Source organism: Geodermatophilus sp. SYSU D01036 (assembly GCF_054050435.1).
Window position 1 is genome coordinate 12,841 of sequence record NZ_JBJGZJ010000023.1, and the last position, 17,253, is coordinate 30,093.

At 75.4% G+C, this 17,253-nt stretch carries 17 protein-coding genes; 12 read left to right on the top strand and 5 right to left on the bottom strand.

The genetic code is table 11. The annotated features are described in order from the left end of the window. Positions 1-161: 161 nt before the first annotated feature. The 4 genes from pstS (at position 162) to pstB (ending at position 4,229) form a co-directional block, all read left to right on the top strand. Complete coding sequence (gene pstS / locus ACI8AR_RS19050; protein WP_457052385.1) at positions 162-1,286, top strand: phosphate ABC transporter substrate-binding protein PstS; 1,125 nt, start codon at positions 162-164, stop codon at positions 1,284-1,286. A 102-nt stretch (positions 1,287-1,388) separates the two neighbouring features. After that, positions 1,389-2,342: a phosphate ABC transporter permease subunit PstC gene (pstC, locus tag ACI8AR_RS19055; RefSeq protein ID WP_457052386.1), complete on the top strand. Its 954-nt coding sequence runs from the start codon at positions 1,389-1,391 to the stop codon at positions 2,340-2,342. Next, entirely contained in the window at positions 2,342-3,421 is a 1,080-nt protein-coding gene (pstA, locus tag ACI8AR_RS19060; RefSeq protein ID WP_456938245.1) for a phosphate ABC transporter permease PstA, read from the top strand. The genes pstC and pstA overlap by 1 nt, the downstream gene beginning before the upstream one ends. 28 nt (positions 3,422-3,449) lie before the next feature. Further along, entirely contained in the window at positions 3,450-4,229 is a 780-nt protein-coding gene (pstB, locus tag ACI8AR_RS19065) for a phosphate ABC transporter ATP-binding protein PstB (RefSeq protein WP_456938246.1), read from the top strand. Between the two features lie 159 nt (positions 4,230-4,388). On the opposite strand, the gene ACI8AR_RS19070 is transcribed toward pstB, so the two are convergent. Further along, a complete protein-coding gene (locus ACI8AR_RS19070) occupies positions 4,389-6,449 on the bottom strand; it encodes an LCP family protein (protein WP_457052387.1) in 2,061 nt (686 codons plus the stop codon). A gap of 183 nt (positions 6,450-6,632) precedes the next feature. On the opposite strand from ACI8AR_RS19070, the gene ACI8AR_RS19075 reads away from it, so the two are divergent. Beyond that, on the top strand, positions 6,633-7,592 hold the full coding sequence (locus tag ACI8AR_RS19075) for a hypothetical protein (protein ID WP_457052388.1): 960 nt from the start codon (positions 6,633-6,635) through the stop codon (positions 7,590-7,592). A 28-nt stretch (positions 7,593-7,620) separates the two neighbouring features. Here the strand turns inward: ACI8AR_RS19075 and ACI8AR_RS19080 are convergent, their stop codons facing one another. Beyond that, entirely contained in the window at positions 7,621-8,043 is a 423-nt protein-coding gene (locus ACI8AR_RS19080; RefSeq protein ID WP_457052430.1) for a DUF2795 domain-containing protein, read from the bottom strand. Between the two features lie 31 nt (positions 8,044-8,074). Then, positions 8,075-8,284, bottom strand: a complete 210-nt coding sequence (locus tag ACI8AR_RS19085; RefSeq protein WP_457052389.1) for a DUF2945 domain-containing protein — start codon at positions 8,282-8,284, stop codon at positions 8,075-8,077. 312 nt (positions 8,285-8,596) lie between these two features. Here ACI8AR_RS19085 and ACI8AR_RS19090 point away from each other — a divergent pair, with 312 nt between their 5' ends. The 6 genes from ACI8AR_RS19090 to cysD all read left to right on the top strand — a co-directional run bounded on the left by ACI8AR_RS19090 (position 8,597) and on the right by cysD (position 14,282). Further along, entirely contained in the window at positions 8,597-9,412 is an 816-nt protein-coding gene (locus ACI8AR_RS19090; protein ID WP_457052390.1) for a siderophore-interacting protein, read from the top strand. Positions 9,413-9,518: 106 nt separating this feature from the next. Next, on the top strand, positions 9,519-10,247 hold the full coding sequence (locus tag ACI8AR_RS19095) for a response regulator transcription factor (protein ID WP_457052391.1): 729 nt from the start codon (positions 9,519-9,521) through the stop codon (positions 10,245-10,247). Positions 10,248-10,306: 59 nt separating this feature from the next. Continuing rightward, positions 10,307-11,893, top strand: coding sequence for a sensor histidine kinase (locus ACI8AR_RS19100; protein ID WP_457052392.1), 1,587 nt, complete (start codon positions 10,307-10,309; stop codon positions 11,891-11,893). Continuing rightward, complete coding sequence (locus ACI8AR_RS19105) at positions 11,883-12,596, top strand: PaaI family thioesterase (RefSeq protein ID WP_457052393.1); 714 nt, start codon at positions 11,883-11,885, stop codon at positions 12,594-12,596. Before ACI8AR_RS19100 ends, ACI8AR_RS19105 begins: the two co-directional genes overlap by 11 nt. Next, complete coding sequence (locus ACI8AR_RS19110) at positions 12,593-13,318, top strand: inositol monophosphatase family protein (protein WP_457052394.1); 726 nt, start codon at positions 12,593-12,595, stop codon at positions 13,316-13,318. The genes ACI8AR_RS19105 and ACI8AR_RS19110 overlap by 4 nt, the downstream gene beginning before the upstream one ends. 55 nt (positions 13,319-13,373) lie before the next feature. After that, on the top strand, positions 13,374-14,282 hold the full coding sequence (gene cysD / locus ACI8AR_RS19115; protein ID WP_456936571.1) for a sulfate adenylyltransferase subunit CysD: 909 nt from the start codon (positions 13,374-13,376) through the stop codon (positions 14,280-14,282). Here cysD and ACI8AR_RS19120 read toward each other — a convergent pair. Beyond that, the gene (locus ACI8AR_RS19120; protein ID WP_457052395.1) at positions 14,236-14,502 is read right to left on the bottom strand and encodes a hypothetical protein; all 267 of its coding nucleotides are present in this window, start codon (positions 14,500-14,502) and stop codon (positions 14,236-14,238) included. The two genes, cysD and ACI8AR_RS19120, sit on opposite strands and share 47 nt — an antisense overlap. A gap of 52 nt (positions 14,503-14,554) precedes the next feature. Between ACI8AR_RS19120 and ACI8AR_RS19125 the strand changes: the two genes are divergently transcribed. Next, complete coding sequence (locus ACI8AR_RS19125; RefSeq protein WP_457052396.1) at positions 14,555-15,868, top strand: sulfate adenylyltransferase subunit 1; 1,314 nt, start codon at positions 14,555-14,557, stop codon at positions 15,866-15,868. 3 nt (positions 15,869-15,871) lie between these two features. On the opposite strand, the gene ACI8AR_RS19130 is transcribed toward ACI8AR_RS19125, so the two are convergent. Further along, on the bottom strand, positions 15,872-17,236 hold the full coding sequence (locus ACI8AR_RS19130) for a cytochrome P450 (RefSeq protein WP_457052397.1): 1,365 nt from the start codon (positions 17,234-17,236) through the stop codon (positions 15,872-15,874). Positions 17,237-17,253 lie beyond the last annotated feature (17 nt).

The window sequence follows — 17,253 nt, forward strand, 5'->3', positions numbered from 1 at the left end:
GCCGTGATGCTGTCCTCACCCGGTCGGGAAAGGCTCGACCGGCGTTCACCGGGCGTTCATCGAGCGACCCGGGCCCGGCCACCTGGGCTGCCTACCGTCCCCTTCCGTTGGTCCTCCCCTGCCCGGCATCGAGGTCCGGGCACCTCCGGAAAGGCACTGGCTTGAAGCTCAGCACCGGGTCGCGCGCCGTCGTCCTCAGCACCGCGCTGACCAGCACCCTCGCGCTCGCCGCGTGTGGCGCCGCGAACGAGTCCGGCAGCTCCTCGGGCGGCAGCGACGGCGGCAGCGGCGCGAGCGCCGCCGAGCTCAGCGGCGACCTCGTCGGCGCCGGCTCCAGCGCCCAGCAGGCGGCGATGGAGGCCTGGCAGGCCGGCTTCCAGGGCGAGTACCCCGACGTCCAGTTCAGCTACGACCCGGCCGGCTCCGGCGCGGGCCGCGAGCAGTTCATCGAGGGCCGGGCCGACTTCGCCGGCTCCGACGCCGCGCTGGACGAGGAGGAGCTCACCGCCGCGCAGGAGCGCTGCGGCGGCGGCGAGGTCTTCGAGCTGCCGAACTACATCTCGCCGATCGCGGTGATCTTCAACCTCGAGGGCGTCGACTCCCTCAACCTCTCGCCCGACGTGATCGCCCGCATCTTCACCGGCCAGATCACCACCTGGAACGACCCGGCGATCGCCGAGGCCAACCCGGACGCCCAACTCCCCGACACGGCGATCACCCCCGTGCACCGCGCCGACGACTCGGGCACCACGGACAACTTCACCGACTACCTGTTCCAGGCCGCCGGTGACGTGTGGACCTCCGAGCCCGACGGCGTGTGGCCGCTGCCCGGTGGCGAGGCCGCCAACGGCACCTCCGGCGTCGTGGGCGTCGTCGAGAGCACGGCCGGCGCCGTGACCTACGCCGACGCCAGCCGCGCCGGCGAGCTCGGTGTCGCCAGCGTCGGCGTCGGCGAGGAGTTCGTCGCCCCGTCGGCCGAGGCCGCCGCGGCCGTCGTCGAGAACTCCCCCGCGGTCGAGGGCCGCGGCGAGTACGACTTCGCCGTGGAGGTCAACCGGCAGACCGAGGGCGCGGGCGAGTACCCGATCGTCCTGGTCAGCTACCACATCGGCTGCGTCGAGTACGACGAGCAGGCGACCGCCGACAACGTCAAGGCCTTCATGTCCTACGTGATCAGCGAGGACGGCCAGCAGGCCGCCGCCGACAACGCCGGCAGCGCCCCGATCTCCGACACCCTGCGCGAGCAGGCCCAGCCCGCGGTGGACGCCATCTCGGCCGCCGGCTGACACAGCAATCCCCCGGCGGCCCGGGGCGTCGACGACGCCCCGGGCCGCCGCCCCACCCGGAGACGGGCTCCCCGCACCACCGATCGACCACCCGGAGCAACGGTGACCGCCACGAAGGCCCCGACCCCACCCCCGTCACAGCAGCGCGCCGTGCGCCGGGCGGGGGACCGCATCTTCGCCGGCAGCGCCAAGGGCTCCGGCGTCTTCATCCTGCTCGTGCTCGCGGGCGTGGCCGCCTTCCTCATCAGCGAGGCGGTCCCCGCCCTCACCGCGCCGGCGGAGGACATCCCGGGCGGCAAGGGCCTGGGCAGCTACATCGCCCCCCTGATCCTCGGCACGCTCCTCGGCGCCGTCCTCGCCCTGGTCGTGGCCACGCCGCTCGCGGTGGGCATCGCGCTCTTCGTCACCTACTACGCGCCGCGCCGCATCGCGGCCGGACTCGGCTACGTGATCGACCTGCTCGCGGCCATCCCGAGCGTCGTCTACGGCTTCTGGGGGCTCGCGGTCCTCGCGCCGGCGCTGGTCCCGTTCCACGTCTGGGCCGCGGACAACCTGGGCTGGCTCCCGTTCTTCGCCGGCCCGGCCTCCACCAGCGGCCGCACGATGCTCACCGTCGGCCTGGTGCTCGCGGTCATGATCCTGCCGATCATCTCGGCCATCTCCCGCGAGGTCTTCAGCCAGGCCCCGGCGCTGCACCGCGAGGCCGCGCTCGCCCTCGGCGCGACGCGCTGGGAGATGATCAAGATGGCGGTGCTGCCCTACGGCAAGTCCGGCGTCATCGCCGGCGCGATGCTGGGCCTGGGCCGCGCGCTCGGCGAGACGATGGCGGTGGCCATCGTGCTGTCGGGCGGCGCCGGCGCCACGCTCAACCTGATCAGCAGCTCGAACCCCTCGACGATCGCGTCGAACATCGCCCTGCGCTTCCCCGAGGCCACGGGCCTGGGGATCAACACCCTGATCGCCAGCGGCCTGGTGCTGTTCGTCATCACCCTCGCGGTCAACATGCTCGCCCGCTGGATCGTCAACCGGCGCGCCGACTTCTCCGGAGCCAACTGATGAGCACCTCCACGCAGTCGACGCTGCAGGTCGCCCCCGACCCGTCCGGCCCGGTCCCCCGCCGCTCCCGCCTCCCCCGGTTCGCCCCGCTGGGGCTCTACGCCGCCGGCATCGCCGTCGGGGCGCTCCTGTCGGCGCTCACCGGCTTCAGCGTCGCGCTGACGGTGGTCTACGGCGCCGTCCTGGGCACGCTGGCCGTGTACGTCGGGTCCCGGGTCGTCGAGGGGTCGCGCAAGGCCGCCGACCGCCTGGTCACCGCGCTGGTGACCACCGCCTTCGCGATCGCGATGATCCCGCTGGTGTCGCTGGTCTACACGGTGCTCGAGAAGGGCCTGGCCCGCTTCGACGCCATGTTCTTCACCAACTCGATGTTCCGGGTCGTGGGTGAGGGCGGCGGCGCCTACCACGCCATCCTCGGCACGCTGATCATCACCGCGGTGACCGCGGTGATCTCGGTGCCGATCGGCCTGCTGACCGCGATCTACCTCGTCGAGTACGGCACCGGCCGGCTGAAGAAGGCGATCACCTTCTTCGTCGACGTCATGACCGGCATCCCGTCGATCGTCGCCGGCCTGTTCGCCTTCGCGCTGTTCACGCTGCTGTTCGGCAACGACGTCCGGCTCGGCCTCATGGGGTCCGCGGCCCTCTCGGTGCTCATGATCCCGGTCGTCGTCCGCTCCTGCGAGGAGGTCCTCAAGCTCGTCCCCAACGAGCTGCGCGAGGCCAGCTACGCCCTGGGCGTGCCCAAGTGGCGGACGATCGTCAAGGTCGTCCTGCCGACCGCCGTCGCCGGCCTCGGCACCGGCATCACCCTCGCGGTGGCGCGCGTGATCGGCGAGACCGCGCCCCTGCTCATCACCGTCGGCCTGATCACCGGCACGAACCTCAACCCGTTCGACGGGCGGATGGCGACGCTCCCGGTGTTCGCCTACTACCAGCTCACGCAGCCGGGTACCGACACCCAGGCGTTCCTCGACCGGGCCTGGACGGCGGCGCTCGTCCTCATCATCCTTGTGATGGTCCTCAACGTCGTCGCCCGCCTGATCAGCCGTTTCTTCGCCCCCAAGACCGGTCGCTGACCGACCCCCCGACCCGGAGGATCCCCCCGTGGCCAAGCGCATCGAGGTCTCCGACCTCAACATCTACTACGGCAACTTCCTCGCCGTGGAGGGCGTGAACGTCTCCATCGAGCCGCGCAGCATCACCGCGCTGATCGGGCCGTCGGGTTGCGGGAAGTCGACCTTCCTGCGCTCGCTCAACCGCATGCACGAGGTCATCCCCGGCGCCCGCGTCGAGGGCAAGGTCGTCATGGACGGCCAGGACCTCTACGGCGCCGACACCGACCCGGTCGACGTCCGCCGGCAGATCGGCATGGTCTTCCAGCGGCCCAACCCGTTCCCGACGATGTCGATCTACGACAACGTCATCGCCGGCAACCGGCTCAACAACAAGCGGATGAAGAAGTCCGAGGCCGACGAGCTGGTCGAGCGCTCGCTGCGCGGCGCCAACCTGTGGGACGAGGTCAAGGACCGGCTGGGCCGCCCCGGCTCGGGCCTGTCGGGCGGTCAGCAGCAGCGGCTGTGCATCGCCCGAGCGATCGCCGTCGAGCCCGACGTGCTGCTCATGGACGAGCCCTGCTCGGCCCTGGACCCGATCTCCACGCTGGCCATCGAGGACCTGATGACCGAGCTCAAGGAGCGGTTCACCATCGTCATCGTCACGCACAACATGCAGCAGGCGGCGCGGGTGAGCCAGTCCACCGGCTTCTTCAACCTCAACGGCGTGGGCCAGCCCGGCCGGCTCATCGAGTTCAACCCGACCGAGAAGATCTTCAGCAACCCCGACCAGAAGGCGACCGAGGACTACATCTCCGGCCGCTTCGGGTGATCCCCCCTGCTCCGTTCGCGGGCCCGGTCAGCTGCCAGCTGACCGGGCCCGCGTCCGTCCGGCGTCCGGATCCGGCCCTGCGCCCCGCTCGTGCTCTGCCCCCGATGCGGACCAGAGCACGAGCGGCGGGGCGGGGCCCCACCCGGCGGAGCGCCTGGGTCAGCAGCTGACGGGCGTGGCGGGAGCAGCCGTGGTGGAGGGCGCCGCCGGCGTCTCGGGGGCCGGGGCGGCGGCCACGGCCGGGGCAGGGGCGGGGACGGGGGCCACCTGCACCGGGACGACGCCGGTGTAGCCGGGGCCGAGGACCAGCTGCACGGTGTCGCCGATGGCGTCGCTGGGCTGCAGGACGGCGCCGGGGACGGCGGCGGCCACGGTGCGCGCCTGCTCGACCACCCCCGGGCCGTGCCGGACGACGGTCTGGTTGACCGTGCCGCGCTCGTTGCCCACCTGGCCCACGGTGAAGCCCTGCTGGCGCAGCAGGTCGCCGACGGTCGAGGCCAGCCCGGTGGTGGCGGTGCCGTTGAGGACGTCGACGGTGACGGCGGCCGGCGCCACGGTGAGCGGCTGGGCGGCCGGGCTGGCGGGCGGCTGCTCGGGCGCGGTGGCGGCGGCGGGGTCGGCCGCCGGGGTCTCCGCCGCGGCCGGGTCCGCCGGGGCGGTGGCCGCCGCGGCGACCGGGGTGGCCAGCTCGTCGGGCACGGTGCTGTCCTCGATGACGTCGTCGAACAGCGTGCGGGTGGCCGGGCCGTCGAGCAGCACGTAGGCCTGGTCGCTGCCGGCCGGCACGTAGCCGACCTGCGCCACCGGCAGGCTCGCCCGCTGGACCGCGTCGCCCTCGAGGTCGCCCAGCGCCGAGGCCAGCGTGCGGAGGTCGCCGAGCGTCGTCTGCTCGTCGACGGTGAGCGCGTCGGCGGACCGCGTGAGGAAGCGGGTGAGCTCGTAGGTGTTGGCCAGCGTGCCGACGGTCATCGCCGAGCGCAGCGTGGCCGACAGCAGCAGCTGGGTGCGCTCGGCGGCGGCGACCCCGGTGACGTCGGAGCCGGCGTCACCGGGCGCGAGGTAGCGGCCGACCTGCGCCCCGGTCAGCTCCGACGTGCCGGCCGGCAGCGGCGCGGCCGAGGCGGCGTCGGCGGGCCCGGCGGTGGGCAGGCAGACGCTGACCCCGCCGACGGCGTCGACCATCGCCGGGAGACGGCCGAGGTCGACGGCGAGGTAGTGGTCGACGCGCAGCCCGGACAGCTGCTGCACCGCGCGGACCATGCACGAGGGCCCGCCGGCCAGCAGCGACGCGGCGAACGCCTCGGAGACGGGCTCGCGGGCGGCGCCGTCGTCGGTCCGGCAGGCGGGGGTGTCGACCCACGCCGTCGGCGGGACGCTGACCAGGACCGCGCGCTGCTCGTCCGCGGCGACGTGCACGAGCAGCGTGGTGACCGAGGCCGGCCCGTCGGTGCCGGGGAGGTCGGTGCCGACGACGAGGTAGGTGGTCGACCCGTCCTGCAGCTGCGGGGCGATGACCTCCGGCCCCTCGGGGGCGAGGGCGGCGACGCGGGCGATGCTGCGGTCGACGTAGGCGTACAGGCCGGCGTGGTAGCCGACCACGAGGCCGAGCAGCACGCCGAGGACCACGGCGGCGCGGACCAGCCGGCGGTGGCCGGGGCTGCGCGGCGGGCGGGAGGCCACGGGCCGGCGGGTGCTGCCGGCGCCGGACATCGCCGGGCCGTCGAGGCCGGGGATCGGCGGGTGCGCGGGGCGGCCGGGCAGCGGCGGCACCGGGCGGGAGTACTGCACGCCCACGGGTGGCGTGCCGGGCAGCGGCGGCACCGGGCGCGAGTACTGCACGCCGGCCGGCGGGACCGCGGCGGGGCGCGGGACGCCCGTCGGCGGGGTGCCGGGCAGCGGTGGCACCGGGCGGGAGTGCTGCACGCCGGCCGGCGCGGCGGGGACCGGCGGCAGCCCGCGGCGGGGCTCCACGGCCGCCGGGGACGCGGCGGCCGGCGGCGGGGCGGCGGTGCCGGGCACGGGCGGCTTCGGCCCGCGGTGCGGGGGCAGGGACTCACCGGGCTCCAGCGGGATGGGCACCTCCCCGGTGCGGCGCGCGGCGCGGCGGCCGGTGGCGCCGCCCTGGCGGGCGAGCAACTGCTCGACGGTCACCGGACCGGGCGCGTCGCCGCCCTCGGCCCGGTCGTCCCCCCGCTCGTCCCGCACCGCTGTCGATCCCATCGTCGTGGTCCGTGCCGTTGCACACCGCACGCGCGGCAGTACTCAACGATACGGGCGGAAGGCCCCCTCGACCGGTTGCGCGCGGCGTGACCCGCCGGGCGGGTCGCGTCGTCGCAGGCCACGAACGAGGGAGGGGTGGTCGGCGGGCGGGCGGGGTCCGGCGCGCGGACGTAGCGTCGGCGCGTGCGGCTGCCCTCGATCCCCGGTCCCTCCGACGTCTTCACCGCCGTCGAGAGCCTGCGCGACGGCGTCGCCGAGGCGCTCGCGCTCGTGCCCCGGGTGGCCGCGGCGGTCGGGCGGCTCGAGGGGCTGCTGGACCGCGTCGACGCCGTCGTGGTCCGCGCGGAGGGCCTGGTCGACCGGGTCGACGGCGCGGTGGCCGCCCTGGACTCGACGCGGCAGCGCGCCGACGAGCTGGTCGCCGGGGCCGGGTCGACGCTGCAGGCCGCCGACGCCGCGATCACCGCGGTCGGCGGGACGCAGCAGAAGGCCGACGCCGCGATCGGCGCCGTCGAGGGCACCCAGCGCCGCGCGGACGCCGCGATCGGCGCCGTCGAGCAGACCCAGTCCCGCGCGGACGCCGCGATCGGCGCCGTCCAGGGCACGCAGGCCCGCGCCGACCGCGCGATCGAGGCCGTCGAGGGCACCCAGCGGCGGGCCGACGACGCCATCGCGGCGGTGGGCAGCACCATCGAGCGGGCGCAGGACGCCGTCGGGCGGGCCGAGGGTGCGGTCGACCGCGCCGAGGGCACGCTGGGGCGGGCGGACGGCGCGGTCACCGCCGCCGAGGGGCTGGTCGGGCGGATCGACCCGCTGCTGGCCGGCTACGAGGAGCCGCTGACACGGCTGGCGCCGTCGGTGCGGCGGCTGGCCGAGACGCTCGACCCGCACGAGGTGGAGGCGCTGGTCCGGCTGGTCGACCGGCTGCCGGACCTGGTCACGCACCTCGACGAGACGATGCTGCCGGTGCTGGAGTCGCTGGGCGACGTCGGCACCGACGTCCACGACCTCGTCGACACCATGCAGGACATCCGCGAGGTGGTGAAGGGCTTCCCCGGCTCCCGGCTGTTCCGCCGGCGCGGCCGCGACGAGATCGCCGAGGACGAGAGCGCCGAGGAGGCCCAGGAGCGCACCGGCTCCTGAGCCCCCTCGGGTCCCGCTCGTCCCGCCGTCAGGTCTCGGTCGGGTACCCCAGCGCGCGGGCGACGTCGCCGATCCGCTCGTAGGTCTCGCCCTCGGGCAGCCGGCGCAGCTCGTCGACCACCGCGTCGGTCGCCCGGTGGTCGAGCGCGGCCTCGACCAGCCCCGGGCCGTCGTTCGGGAAGTCGGCCCGCACCAGCCAGCGCGCCAGCTCCGCACGGGCGACCACGGCGTCCTCGGTCATCCCGACGGGGACGCCGCCGACCAGGGTGCCCGCGGGGTTCGCGGCGATGTCCGGCTCGCCCTCGGCGACCGGCTCGACCTCCCGGAACTCCTCGGCCCGGGTGGCCCGCTCGGCCTTCAGCATCCCCTGGATCTCGTGCTCGAGCTCCTCGTCGAGCCGCGGGTTGTGCTTGTTGCTGCGCGACGACACACCAGCGAACCCGTCGTCCATCTCGCTCACGATCGTCTCCCTGTCCCTGTGACTACTTCTCGTCGAGCGCGGAGGGCTTGTGCACCGCCGTCTTGCCGCTCTTGTCGCTCTTCACCTCGTACTGGGGGTCGTCCGGGCTGGCCTTCACCTTCCGGCCGCCGGCCTCCGTCTCCTCCGTGATCTCCCGGGTGACGGTCCCCTCGACCTTGCTGCCGTGGCTGTTCCAGGTGACGTGGTCACCCTTGTCGAAGTCGTCGGCCATCGTCCGAGCCTCCACGTCGTCGGGTCGTCCCTCCCCCGTGCCCGGCGGCCGGAGCGCACACACATCGGCACCCGGAGCGACGCGGATCACCCTCCGGAGGGCCGGCATCACCCGCTCGTGCGGTGGCAGGATCGCCGCGCTCACGTAGCGTGTCCGGTGACGGGGGCCGGACGAGCGAACCTCCTGCTGAGAGTCGAGCAGCGGTGACGCTCGGTGAGGCGCCCCGTCCTCGATCGCCGGCCCGGTCGACCCCATTCCCCCGGGGTCGGCCGGGTCGGCCCCGTTGCAGGCCCGGTCCCTACGCTCGCCGGCGTGACCGATCCCGCCGGCCCGCCCGCTCCCGCTGACGGGGACCACCTGCCGGGCAGCCCCCGCCCCGTCGACGTCCTCACCGTCGTCTCCGTCACCGACGTCACCCCGTCGGTGCGCCGGGTCGTGCTCTCGGGGACCCCGGACGCCGTCGCCACGGCCGGGCCCACGGTCAACCTGCTGGTGCCCCGCGTGGGGGACCCGGAGCCGCGGTGGCCGGCGGTCGCCCGGGACGGCCGGGTCGTGTGGCCGGCCGGGGCTCACGGCATCAGCCTGCGCAGCTACACCGCCCGCCGCCAGGACACCGCCCGCGGCGAGGTGGAGATCGACTTCGTGCTGCACGGCGACGGCCCGGCCGCCGCCTGGGCGGGTGCGGCGGCCCCCGGCGCCCTGCTCGGCGTGGCCGGCAGCGGCCCGCTGGGCGACCGGCCGGCCGGCACGCTGCTCCTCGCCGGCGACGAGACGGCGCTGCCGGCCATCAGCCGCATCCTGGCCGCGGCCGGCCCGGACACCGTCGGGACGGCGCTGCTCGAGGTCGCCGGGCCGGAGGAGGAGCAGCCGCTCGCCGCGCCGGCCGGCATCGAGGTCCGCTGGCTGCACCGCGGCGGCACGCCGCCCGGCGAGAGCACCCTGCTCGCCGACGCCGTGGCCGCGACGGAGCGCCCGGCCGGCGACGACGTCTTCGCGTGGGTGGCCGCCGAGTCGGCCGCCGTCCGGGCGGTGCGCGCCGACCTGCGCGGCCGCTGGGGGCTCAGCCGCGCCCAGCACCACGCGATCGGCTACTGGCGGCGCGGCCGCGCCATGGCGCCCGCCGGCTAGTGGGGTCACCCGCAGGGAACTCACAGGTAGCGTCCAGGGGGACTGCAGTTCCGCGGCACAGCCTCGGGGCATGACGACAGCAGCCAGGCGTCCGACGGGAGTTGTCGTGACGGGAGCCCGCACCGCTCGACCCGTCGCCCCGGAGGCGCGCCTCCTGGTGGTCGACGACGAGCCCAACATCCGCGAGCTGCTCTCGGCCAGCCTGCGCTACGCCGGGTTCGAGGTGGCGACGGCGTCCGACGGCCAGCAGGCGCTCGCCCTGGCCTCGACGTTCCGCCCCGACCTGCTGGTCCTCGACGTGATGATGCCGGGCCTGGACGGCTTCGGCGTCGTCCGCCGGCTGCGGGAGAGCGGGCGGCACACGCCGGTGCTGTTCCTCACCGCGCGGGACGCGGCCGAGGACAAGGTCTCCGGGCTGACCCTCGGCGGCGACGACTACGTGACCAAGCCGTTCAGCCTCGACGAGGTGCTCGCCCGCATCCGGGCGGTGCTGCGCCGCAGCGCCGGCCAGCAGCGCACCGTCGAGACCAGCCGGCTCACCTTCGCCGACATCGAGCTCGACGAGGAGTCGCACGAGGTGGTCAAGGCCGGCCAGGTGGTGAGCCTGTCGCCCACCGAGTTCAAGCTGCTGCGCTACCTCATGGCCAACGCCGGGCGGGTGCTGTCGAAGGCGCAGATCCTGGACCACGTGTGGAACTACGACTTCAACGGCGAGGCCAACGTCGTCGAGTCCTACATCTCCTACCTGCGGCGCAAGGTAGACACCACCGAGCCGCGCCTGCTGCACACCATCCGCGGGGTGGGCTACACCCTGCGCCTGCCCCGCGGCGCGTGAGCACTCCCCCGGGTCCTCCTCCCGGAGCGGCGCTCCGCAGCGGCCCCCGCCTCCCGCGGGTGCCGCTGCGGATCACGCTCGTCGCGATGCTGCTGGTCCTGGTGACCCTCGCGCTGGTCGCCACCGGGGTCGCGGCGACGTCGCTGCTCAAGCGCTACCTGGTCGACCAGCTGGACCAGCAGCTGGAGAGCACGCTGCGCGAGACGGCGGGCTCGCAGGACTACCTCACCGACTGCCTGTTCGGCAGCCGCCAGCGCTACCTGGCCCCGGGCAACTACCTGGCGTGCGTGGTGCCCGGGGACGAGGAGCCGGTGGTGCTCTCCGGCCCGGACGACGAGGACGACCTGCCCGCCCTCGACTCCGACGACGTCACCGCGATCGCGGCCCGGGCCGCGGCACCCGGCGGACCGCCCCAGGACGGCGGCCCGGGCCGGTCGCTGGCGGAGACGGTGGCCTCAGGCGACGGCGACACCTACTGGCGGGTCACGGCCGCGGAGCTGCCCGGTGGGCTGGTGCTCGTGGTCGGTGGGGACCTCGACCGCGACGACCGGGTGATCGCGCGGCTGGTGGCCATCGAGGTCGTCGTCGGCCTGGTGGTGCTGGGCGCCCTGGGCGTGGCCGGGTACTGGCTGGTGCGCAGCAGCCTGCGCCCGCTCGCCGAGGTGGAGCGCACCGCGCAGGCGATCGCCGCCGGGGACCTCTCGCAGCGGGTGGCGCCGGGCGACAGCCGCACCGAGGTCGGCCGGCTGTCGCAGGCGCTCAACGGCATGCTCGCCCGGATCGAGGACTCGTTCCGCGCCGAGCGGGCCTCCGAGGAGCAGGCCCGGGCGTCGGAGGAGCGGATGCGCCGGTTCGTCGCCGACGCCAGCCACGAGCTCCGGACGCCGCTGACCTCCATCCGCGGCTTCGCCGAGCTCTACCGGCAGGGCGCCGTCACCGACCCGGAGGAGACCGCCCGGCTGATGCAGCGCATCGAGAGCGAGGGCGGCCGGATGGGCATCCTGGTCGAGGACCTGCTGCAGCTGGCCCGGCTGGACATGCAGCGCCCGCTGTCGATCGCGCCGGTCGACCTGGCCGAGGTCGCCGGCGACGCCGTGCACGACGCGCGGGTCCTGCAGCCGGACCGGCCGGTCACCCTGCACCTGGACGACTCCCTCACCGAGGTGCCGGTGGTCCTCGGCGACGAGGCGCGGCTGCGCCAGGTGGTCGGGAACCTGGTGACCAACGCCCTGGTGCACACGCCGGAGACCGCCCGGGTGACCGTCTCGATCGGCGAGGACACCAGCGGCGGCGGGGACGTGGTGGTGCTGCGGGTGGCCGACGAGGGCCCCGGCATGGCGCCCGAGGACGCCGCCCGGGTGTTCGAGCGCTTCTACCGGGCCGACGCCTCGCGCAGCCGGGCCGCCGGCGGCACCGGGCTGGGCCTGTCGATCGTGGCCTCGCTGGTCGCCGCGCACGGCGGGGAGGTCGCCCTGGACACCGCCCCCGGCCGCGGGGCGGCCTTCACCGTGCGGCTCCCCCGCTCCGGCCCCGAGGTGCCCGGCGTCCCGGGCGGCGCACCCGGCGCGGCGCCCGGGTCCGCGGCCGCCGGTCCCCCCGGGCAGCCCGCCGAACCGGCGGGGCTACCGTCCGCCGGTGACCACTGACAGCGGAGGAGCTCCCTACGACGCCGCGCTGATGAGCGCGGTCGCCGACCTGGGCGACGCCCTGCGCGGCCTGGTCGACGCCTCGGTGCGCACCGCCGTCCCCGCCGCGGACCTGCAGGAGGTCGCCGCGGCGGTGCGGGCCGCCACCGGCCGGCTGACCGCCGCGGTCCGCCCGCCGGGGCAGCTGCCGGCGCTGGACGACCCGGTGCGGTTCCGGCGCGTCTACAACCCGGTGGCCGGGGTCGGCAGCGCCTTCGCCCCGCCGCTGCGGCTGCGCGAGGAGCCCGGCGGCGTCGTCGGCGAGGTGTCCTTCGGCCTGACCTACGAGGGGCCGCCCGGCTTCCTGCACGGCGGGATGAGCGGCCTGGTGATGGACCAGGTGCTGGGCGCGGCCACCATCCGCGCGGGCCTGTGGGGCATGACCGCCCGGCTGGAGCTGGACTACCGGCGGCCGGTGCCGCTGGACACCCCCGTCGTCTGCCGCGGCCGGGTGACCGAGGCCGGCGGCCGCAAGTCGGTGGTCACCGGCACCATCGCGCTCGCCGAGGCGCCCGACCGGCCGCTGGTCGAGGCGCGGGCGGTGTTCGTGCTGCCGCGCGAGGACCTGCGCGCCGAGTACTTCGCGCGGGTCACCGACGCCTCCGGCCGGCACGCCCCGCCCTCCCGCCCCACCGACGCCACCGCCCCCGGAGGTGCCGGGTGAGGGACGTCGAGGTCGCCGCGGCCGCCGCGCGGGCGGCCGCGGACGCGCTGACCGACCTGCGCGCCGGCGGGCTGACCGGCCGCGCCCTCGGCGACGCCGGCGACGCCGCGGCCCAGCGGGCGATCACCGCCGTCCTCGCCGCCGAGCGCCCCGACGACGTCGTCTTCAGCGAGGAGGCGGCCGACGACCGCAGCCGGCTGGAGGCGGGGCGGGTGTGGATCGTCGACCCGCTGGACGGCACCCGCGAGTACGGCGAGACGGAGCGGTCCGACTTCGCCGTCCACGTGGCGCTGTGGGTCCGCGGGACGCTGGCCGCCGGCGCCGTCGCGCTGCCCGCCGTCGGGGAGGTGCTGGTGACCGACCCGGCGCCGGCCCTGCCACCGCCGGTGACCCGCCCGCCGCGGATCGCGGTGAGCCGGACCCGGCCGCCGGCGCAGGCCGACGCGGCCGCCGCGGCGGTCGGCGGCGAGCTGGTGCCGCTGGGCTCGGCCGGGTTCAAGGTGACCGCGGTGGTCCGCGGCGAGGTCGACGCCTACGTGCACGCCGGCGGGATGTACCAGTGGGACTCGGCGGCGCCGGTCGCCGTCGCGCTGGCCGCGGGGCTGACCGCGGTCCGGCTGGACGGGTCGCCGCTGCGCTACAACCAGCCCGACCCCTCGCTGCCCGACCTGCTGGTCTGCCGCCCCGAGCTGGCCGCGGACCTCCTGGCCGCCGTGCGCTGAGCGCCGGGCGAGGGGCCGGGCCGGGGGGCTCGACCCGGTGACGGACACTGGTGGGGTGACGACCCCCGACTACCGGCTCACGCAGCTGGAGACGCTCGAGGCCGAGTCGATCCACGTCATCCGGGAGGTGGCCGCCGAGCTCGAGCGGCCGGTGCTGCTGTTCTCCGGCGGCAAGGACTCCATCGTCATGCTGGAGCTGGCCCGCAAGGCGTTCGCGCCGGCGCGCATCCCGTTCCCGGTGATGCACGTCGACACCGGCCTGAACTTCCCCGACGTCCTCGAGTTCCGGGACAAGCGGGTGGCCGAGCTGGGCGTGGAGCTCGTCGTCGCCTCGGTGCCCGACGCGATGGCCCGCGGCCTGGTCCGCGAGGAGCCCAACGGCTCGCGCAACCGGATCCAGACGCCGGTGCTGCTCGAGGCGGTGGAGGAGCACGGGTTCACGGCCCTGTTCGGCGGCGCCCGGCGCGACGAGGACAAGGCGCGGGCCAAGGAGCGGGTGTTCTCCTTCCGCGACGAGTTCGGCCAGTGGGACCCGAAGAACCAGCGGCCGGAGCTGTGGGACCTCTACAACGGGCGCATCCACCTGGGCGAGTCCATCCGGGTGTTCCCGCTGTCGAACTGGACCGAGCTCGACATCTGGCAGTACATCGCCCGCGAGGGCATCGAGATCCCGCCGCTGTACCTCGCGCAGGAGCGGGAGGTCGTCGAGCGGCAGGGGATGCTGTACGCGGTCAACGAGTTCGTGCGCCCGCGCGAGGGCGAGCGGGTGTCCCGCGAGACGGTGCGCTACCGGACCGTCGGCGACGCCAACCTGACCGCGGCGGTGCGCTCGGAGGCGCGCACGGTGGAGGAGGTCATCGCCGAGATCGCGGTGACCCGGATGACCGAGCGCGGCGCCACCCGCGGCGACGACAAGGTCAGCGACGCGGCGATGGAGGACCGGAAGAAGGAGGGCTACTTCTAGCGCGTCGCCGGCGGCGGAAGCGCAGCAGGGCGACGACGGTGACGGCGAGCAGCAGCAGCCCCGCCGGCCAGGCCACCGCCTCGGGCGCCGCCATCCCGAGCGCCTCGGCGACGACGTAGCCGAGCGCGTACCCCGCGACGACGACCAGCAGCACCGGGACGAGGAACACGAAGCCGCCCACGCACCGCTCCTCCCCGCAGGACCGGGTGGTCCCGCTCACACCAGCGTCCCCGATCGCGGGCCCCGGTGCCGCGGCTGGGACGATGGGGGCCATGTCCGAGCAGTCCGCGGTCGACGTCCACTCCCCCGCCGCCGAGCAGGCGGCCGAGATCGCGACGGCGCGCAAGGACATCCTCCGCATCGCCACCGCCGGCTCGGTCGACGACGGCAAGAGCACCCTGATCGGCCGGCTGCTCTACGACAGCAAGGCCGTGTTCGAGGACCAGTACGCGGCGATCGAGCGGGCCAGCAAGGGCGACTACGTCGACCTCGCGCTGCTCACCGACGGCCTGCGCGCCGAGCGCGAGCAGGGCATCACCATCGACGTCGCCTACCGGTACTTCGCCACCCCGCGGCGGACGTTCATCCTGGCCGACACCCCCGGCCACGTGCAGTACACGCGGAACATGGTCACCGGCGCCTCGACGGCGGACCTGGCGATCGTGCTGGTCGACGCGCGCAAGGGCCTGGTCGAGCAGAGCCGCCGGCACGCCTTCCTCGCGTCGCTGCTGCGGGTGCCGCACCTGGTCGTCGCGGTGAACAAGATGGACCTCGTCGACTGGTCCGAGGACGTCTACGAGGGCATCCGCGACGAGTTCGCCGCGTTCGCGACGAAGCTGTCGATCCACGACCTCACCGTCGTCCCGATCTCGGCGCTGCACGGCGACAACGTGGTGACCCGGTCGGAGAACACGCCCTGGTACGGCGGGCCCTCGCTGCTGCACCACCTCGAGCACGTGCACGTCGCCGGCGACCGCAACCTCGTCGACACCCGCTTCCCGGTGCAGTACGTCGTCCGGCCGCAGTCCGACGCCTTCCACGACTACCGGGGCTACGCCGGCACCGTGGCCAGCGGCGTGCTCCGCCCCGGCGACGAGGTGCAGGTGCTGCCCGGCGGCCTGACCACCACGATCGCGGGCATCGACGGCCCGCGCGGCCCGGTCGCCGAGGCCTTCCCGCCCATGGCGGTGACCGTGCGCCTGACCGACGACGTCGACGTCTCCCGCGGCGACCTGATCTGCCGGCCGGGCAACGTGCCGCAGGTGACGCAGGACCTCGACGCGCTGGTGTGCTGGATGGCCGAGGAGCCGCTGCGCCTGCGGCAGCGGCTGGCGGTCAAGCACACGACCCGCTCGGTGCGTGCGGTGGTCAAGGAGCTGACCTACCGGCTCGACGTCAACACGCTGCACCGCGACCTCGAGGCCACCGAGCTCGGCCTCAACGACATCGGCCGGGTCAAGCTGCGCACCACCCAGCCGCTGTTCGTCGACGACTACAACAGCAACCGGGTCACCGGCCGGTTCATCATCGTCGACGAGGCCACCAACGCCACCGTCGGCGCCGGGATGCTCCCGCCCCACCGCTGAACCTCAGGTCAGCCGTACCGGGAGGACCTCGAAGCCGCGCAGCGTCTGCAGGTCGCGGCGGACGGGGCGGCCGGCCACCCGCAGCCGCGGGAACCGCTCGGTGAGCGTCCGCAGCCCGACGACGCCCTCCAGCCGGGCCAGGCCCGCGCCCAGGCAGTAGTGGACGCCGCCGGAGAAGGCCAGGTGCTCGCGGGCGTTGGGCCGGGTGACGTCGAAGCGGGCGGGGTCGGCGAACACCGCCGGGTCCCGGTTGGCCGCGCCGAGCAGCAGGGTCACCCGCGTGCCGGCCGGCAGGGGCACCCCGGCGACCTCGGTGTCGCGGGTGGTGCTGCGGCCGGTGAGCTGGACCGGGCTGTCGTGGCGCAGCACCTCCTCCACCGCGCCGTCCCAGCCCGCCGGGTCCTCCCGGAGGGCGTCCCACTGGTCGCGGTGGGCGTCGAGCAGCACGACGGCGTTGCCGAGCAGGTTGACCGTGGTCTCGAACCCGGCGCCGAGCAGCAGCATCACCGTGGCGTGCAGCTCCCGCTCGGAGAGCGCCTCGTCGTCGGGGAGGGTGACCAGCCGGCTGACCAGGTCCTCGCCCGGGTCGGCCCGGAGCCGCGCGAAGTGCCCGCGGAGGAAGGCGTGCATGGCGCGCAGCCCGCGCTCGGCGGCCAGGTAGCGGCGCAGCGGCAGGCCGGGGTCGAGGGTGGCGGCCGCGGCGGCGCCCCAGCGCAGGAAGTCCTCGCGGCGGTCGGCAGGGACGGCGAGCAGGTCGGCGATGACCAGCACCGGCAGCTGCGCGGCGTAGGCGTCGACCAGGTCGACGACGTCACCGCGGCCGGCCAGCCGGTCCAGCAGCGCCTCGGCGGTGCGCCGCACCATCGGCTCGGAGGCCAGCGTGGCGCGCGGGGTGAAGGCGCGGCTGACCAGCCGGCGGAAGCGGGTGTGGTCGGGCGGGTCGGTGACCAGCATGGACGGCGGCTCGGCCACGCCGGTGGCGTCGAGCTCGTCGCCGAAGCGCAGCGCCCACCGGACGAGGGCCGGCGCCCGGGACCGGTCCCAGCCCACGCCGGCGGCGTCCGAGCGCAGCACCGCGGTGGCGACGGGGTGCGAGGCGGTGACCGGGCCCAGCGCGCCGCCGGACAGCGGGCCGCGGGCGCGCAGCTGGTCGTAGAGGCCGTAGGGGTCCTCGCGGGCCGCCGGGTCGCGCAGCAGCCGGCCGACCGGGTCGCCCCGGCGGGCGGCGCGCGCGAGGTACAGGGCCGGGAGGCCGTGGCCCAACGCGTAGCGGGTCGCCGTGCGGGCCGGGCGCAGCAGGCGCGCCCTCGCGGACGGGGTCGCGGGTTCGGCGGCGGTCCGGTCCGGCCGCCGGGACGTCGTCGTCACAGCACCTCCCGCCCGGC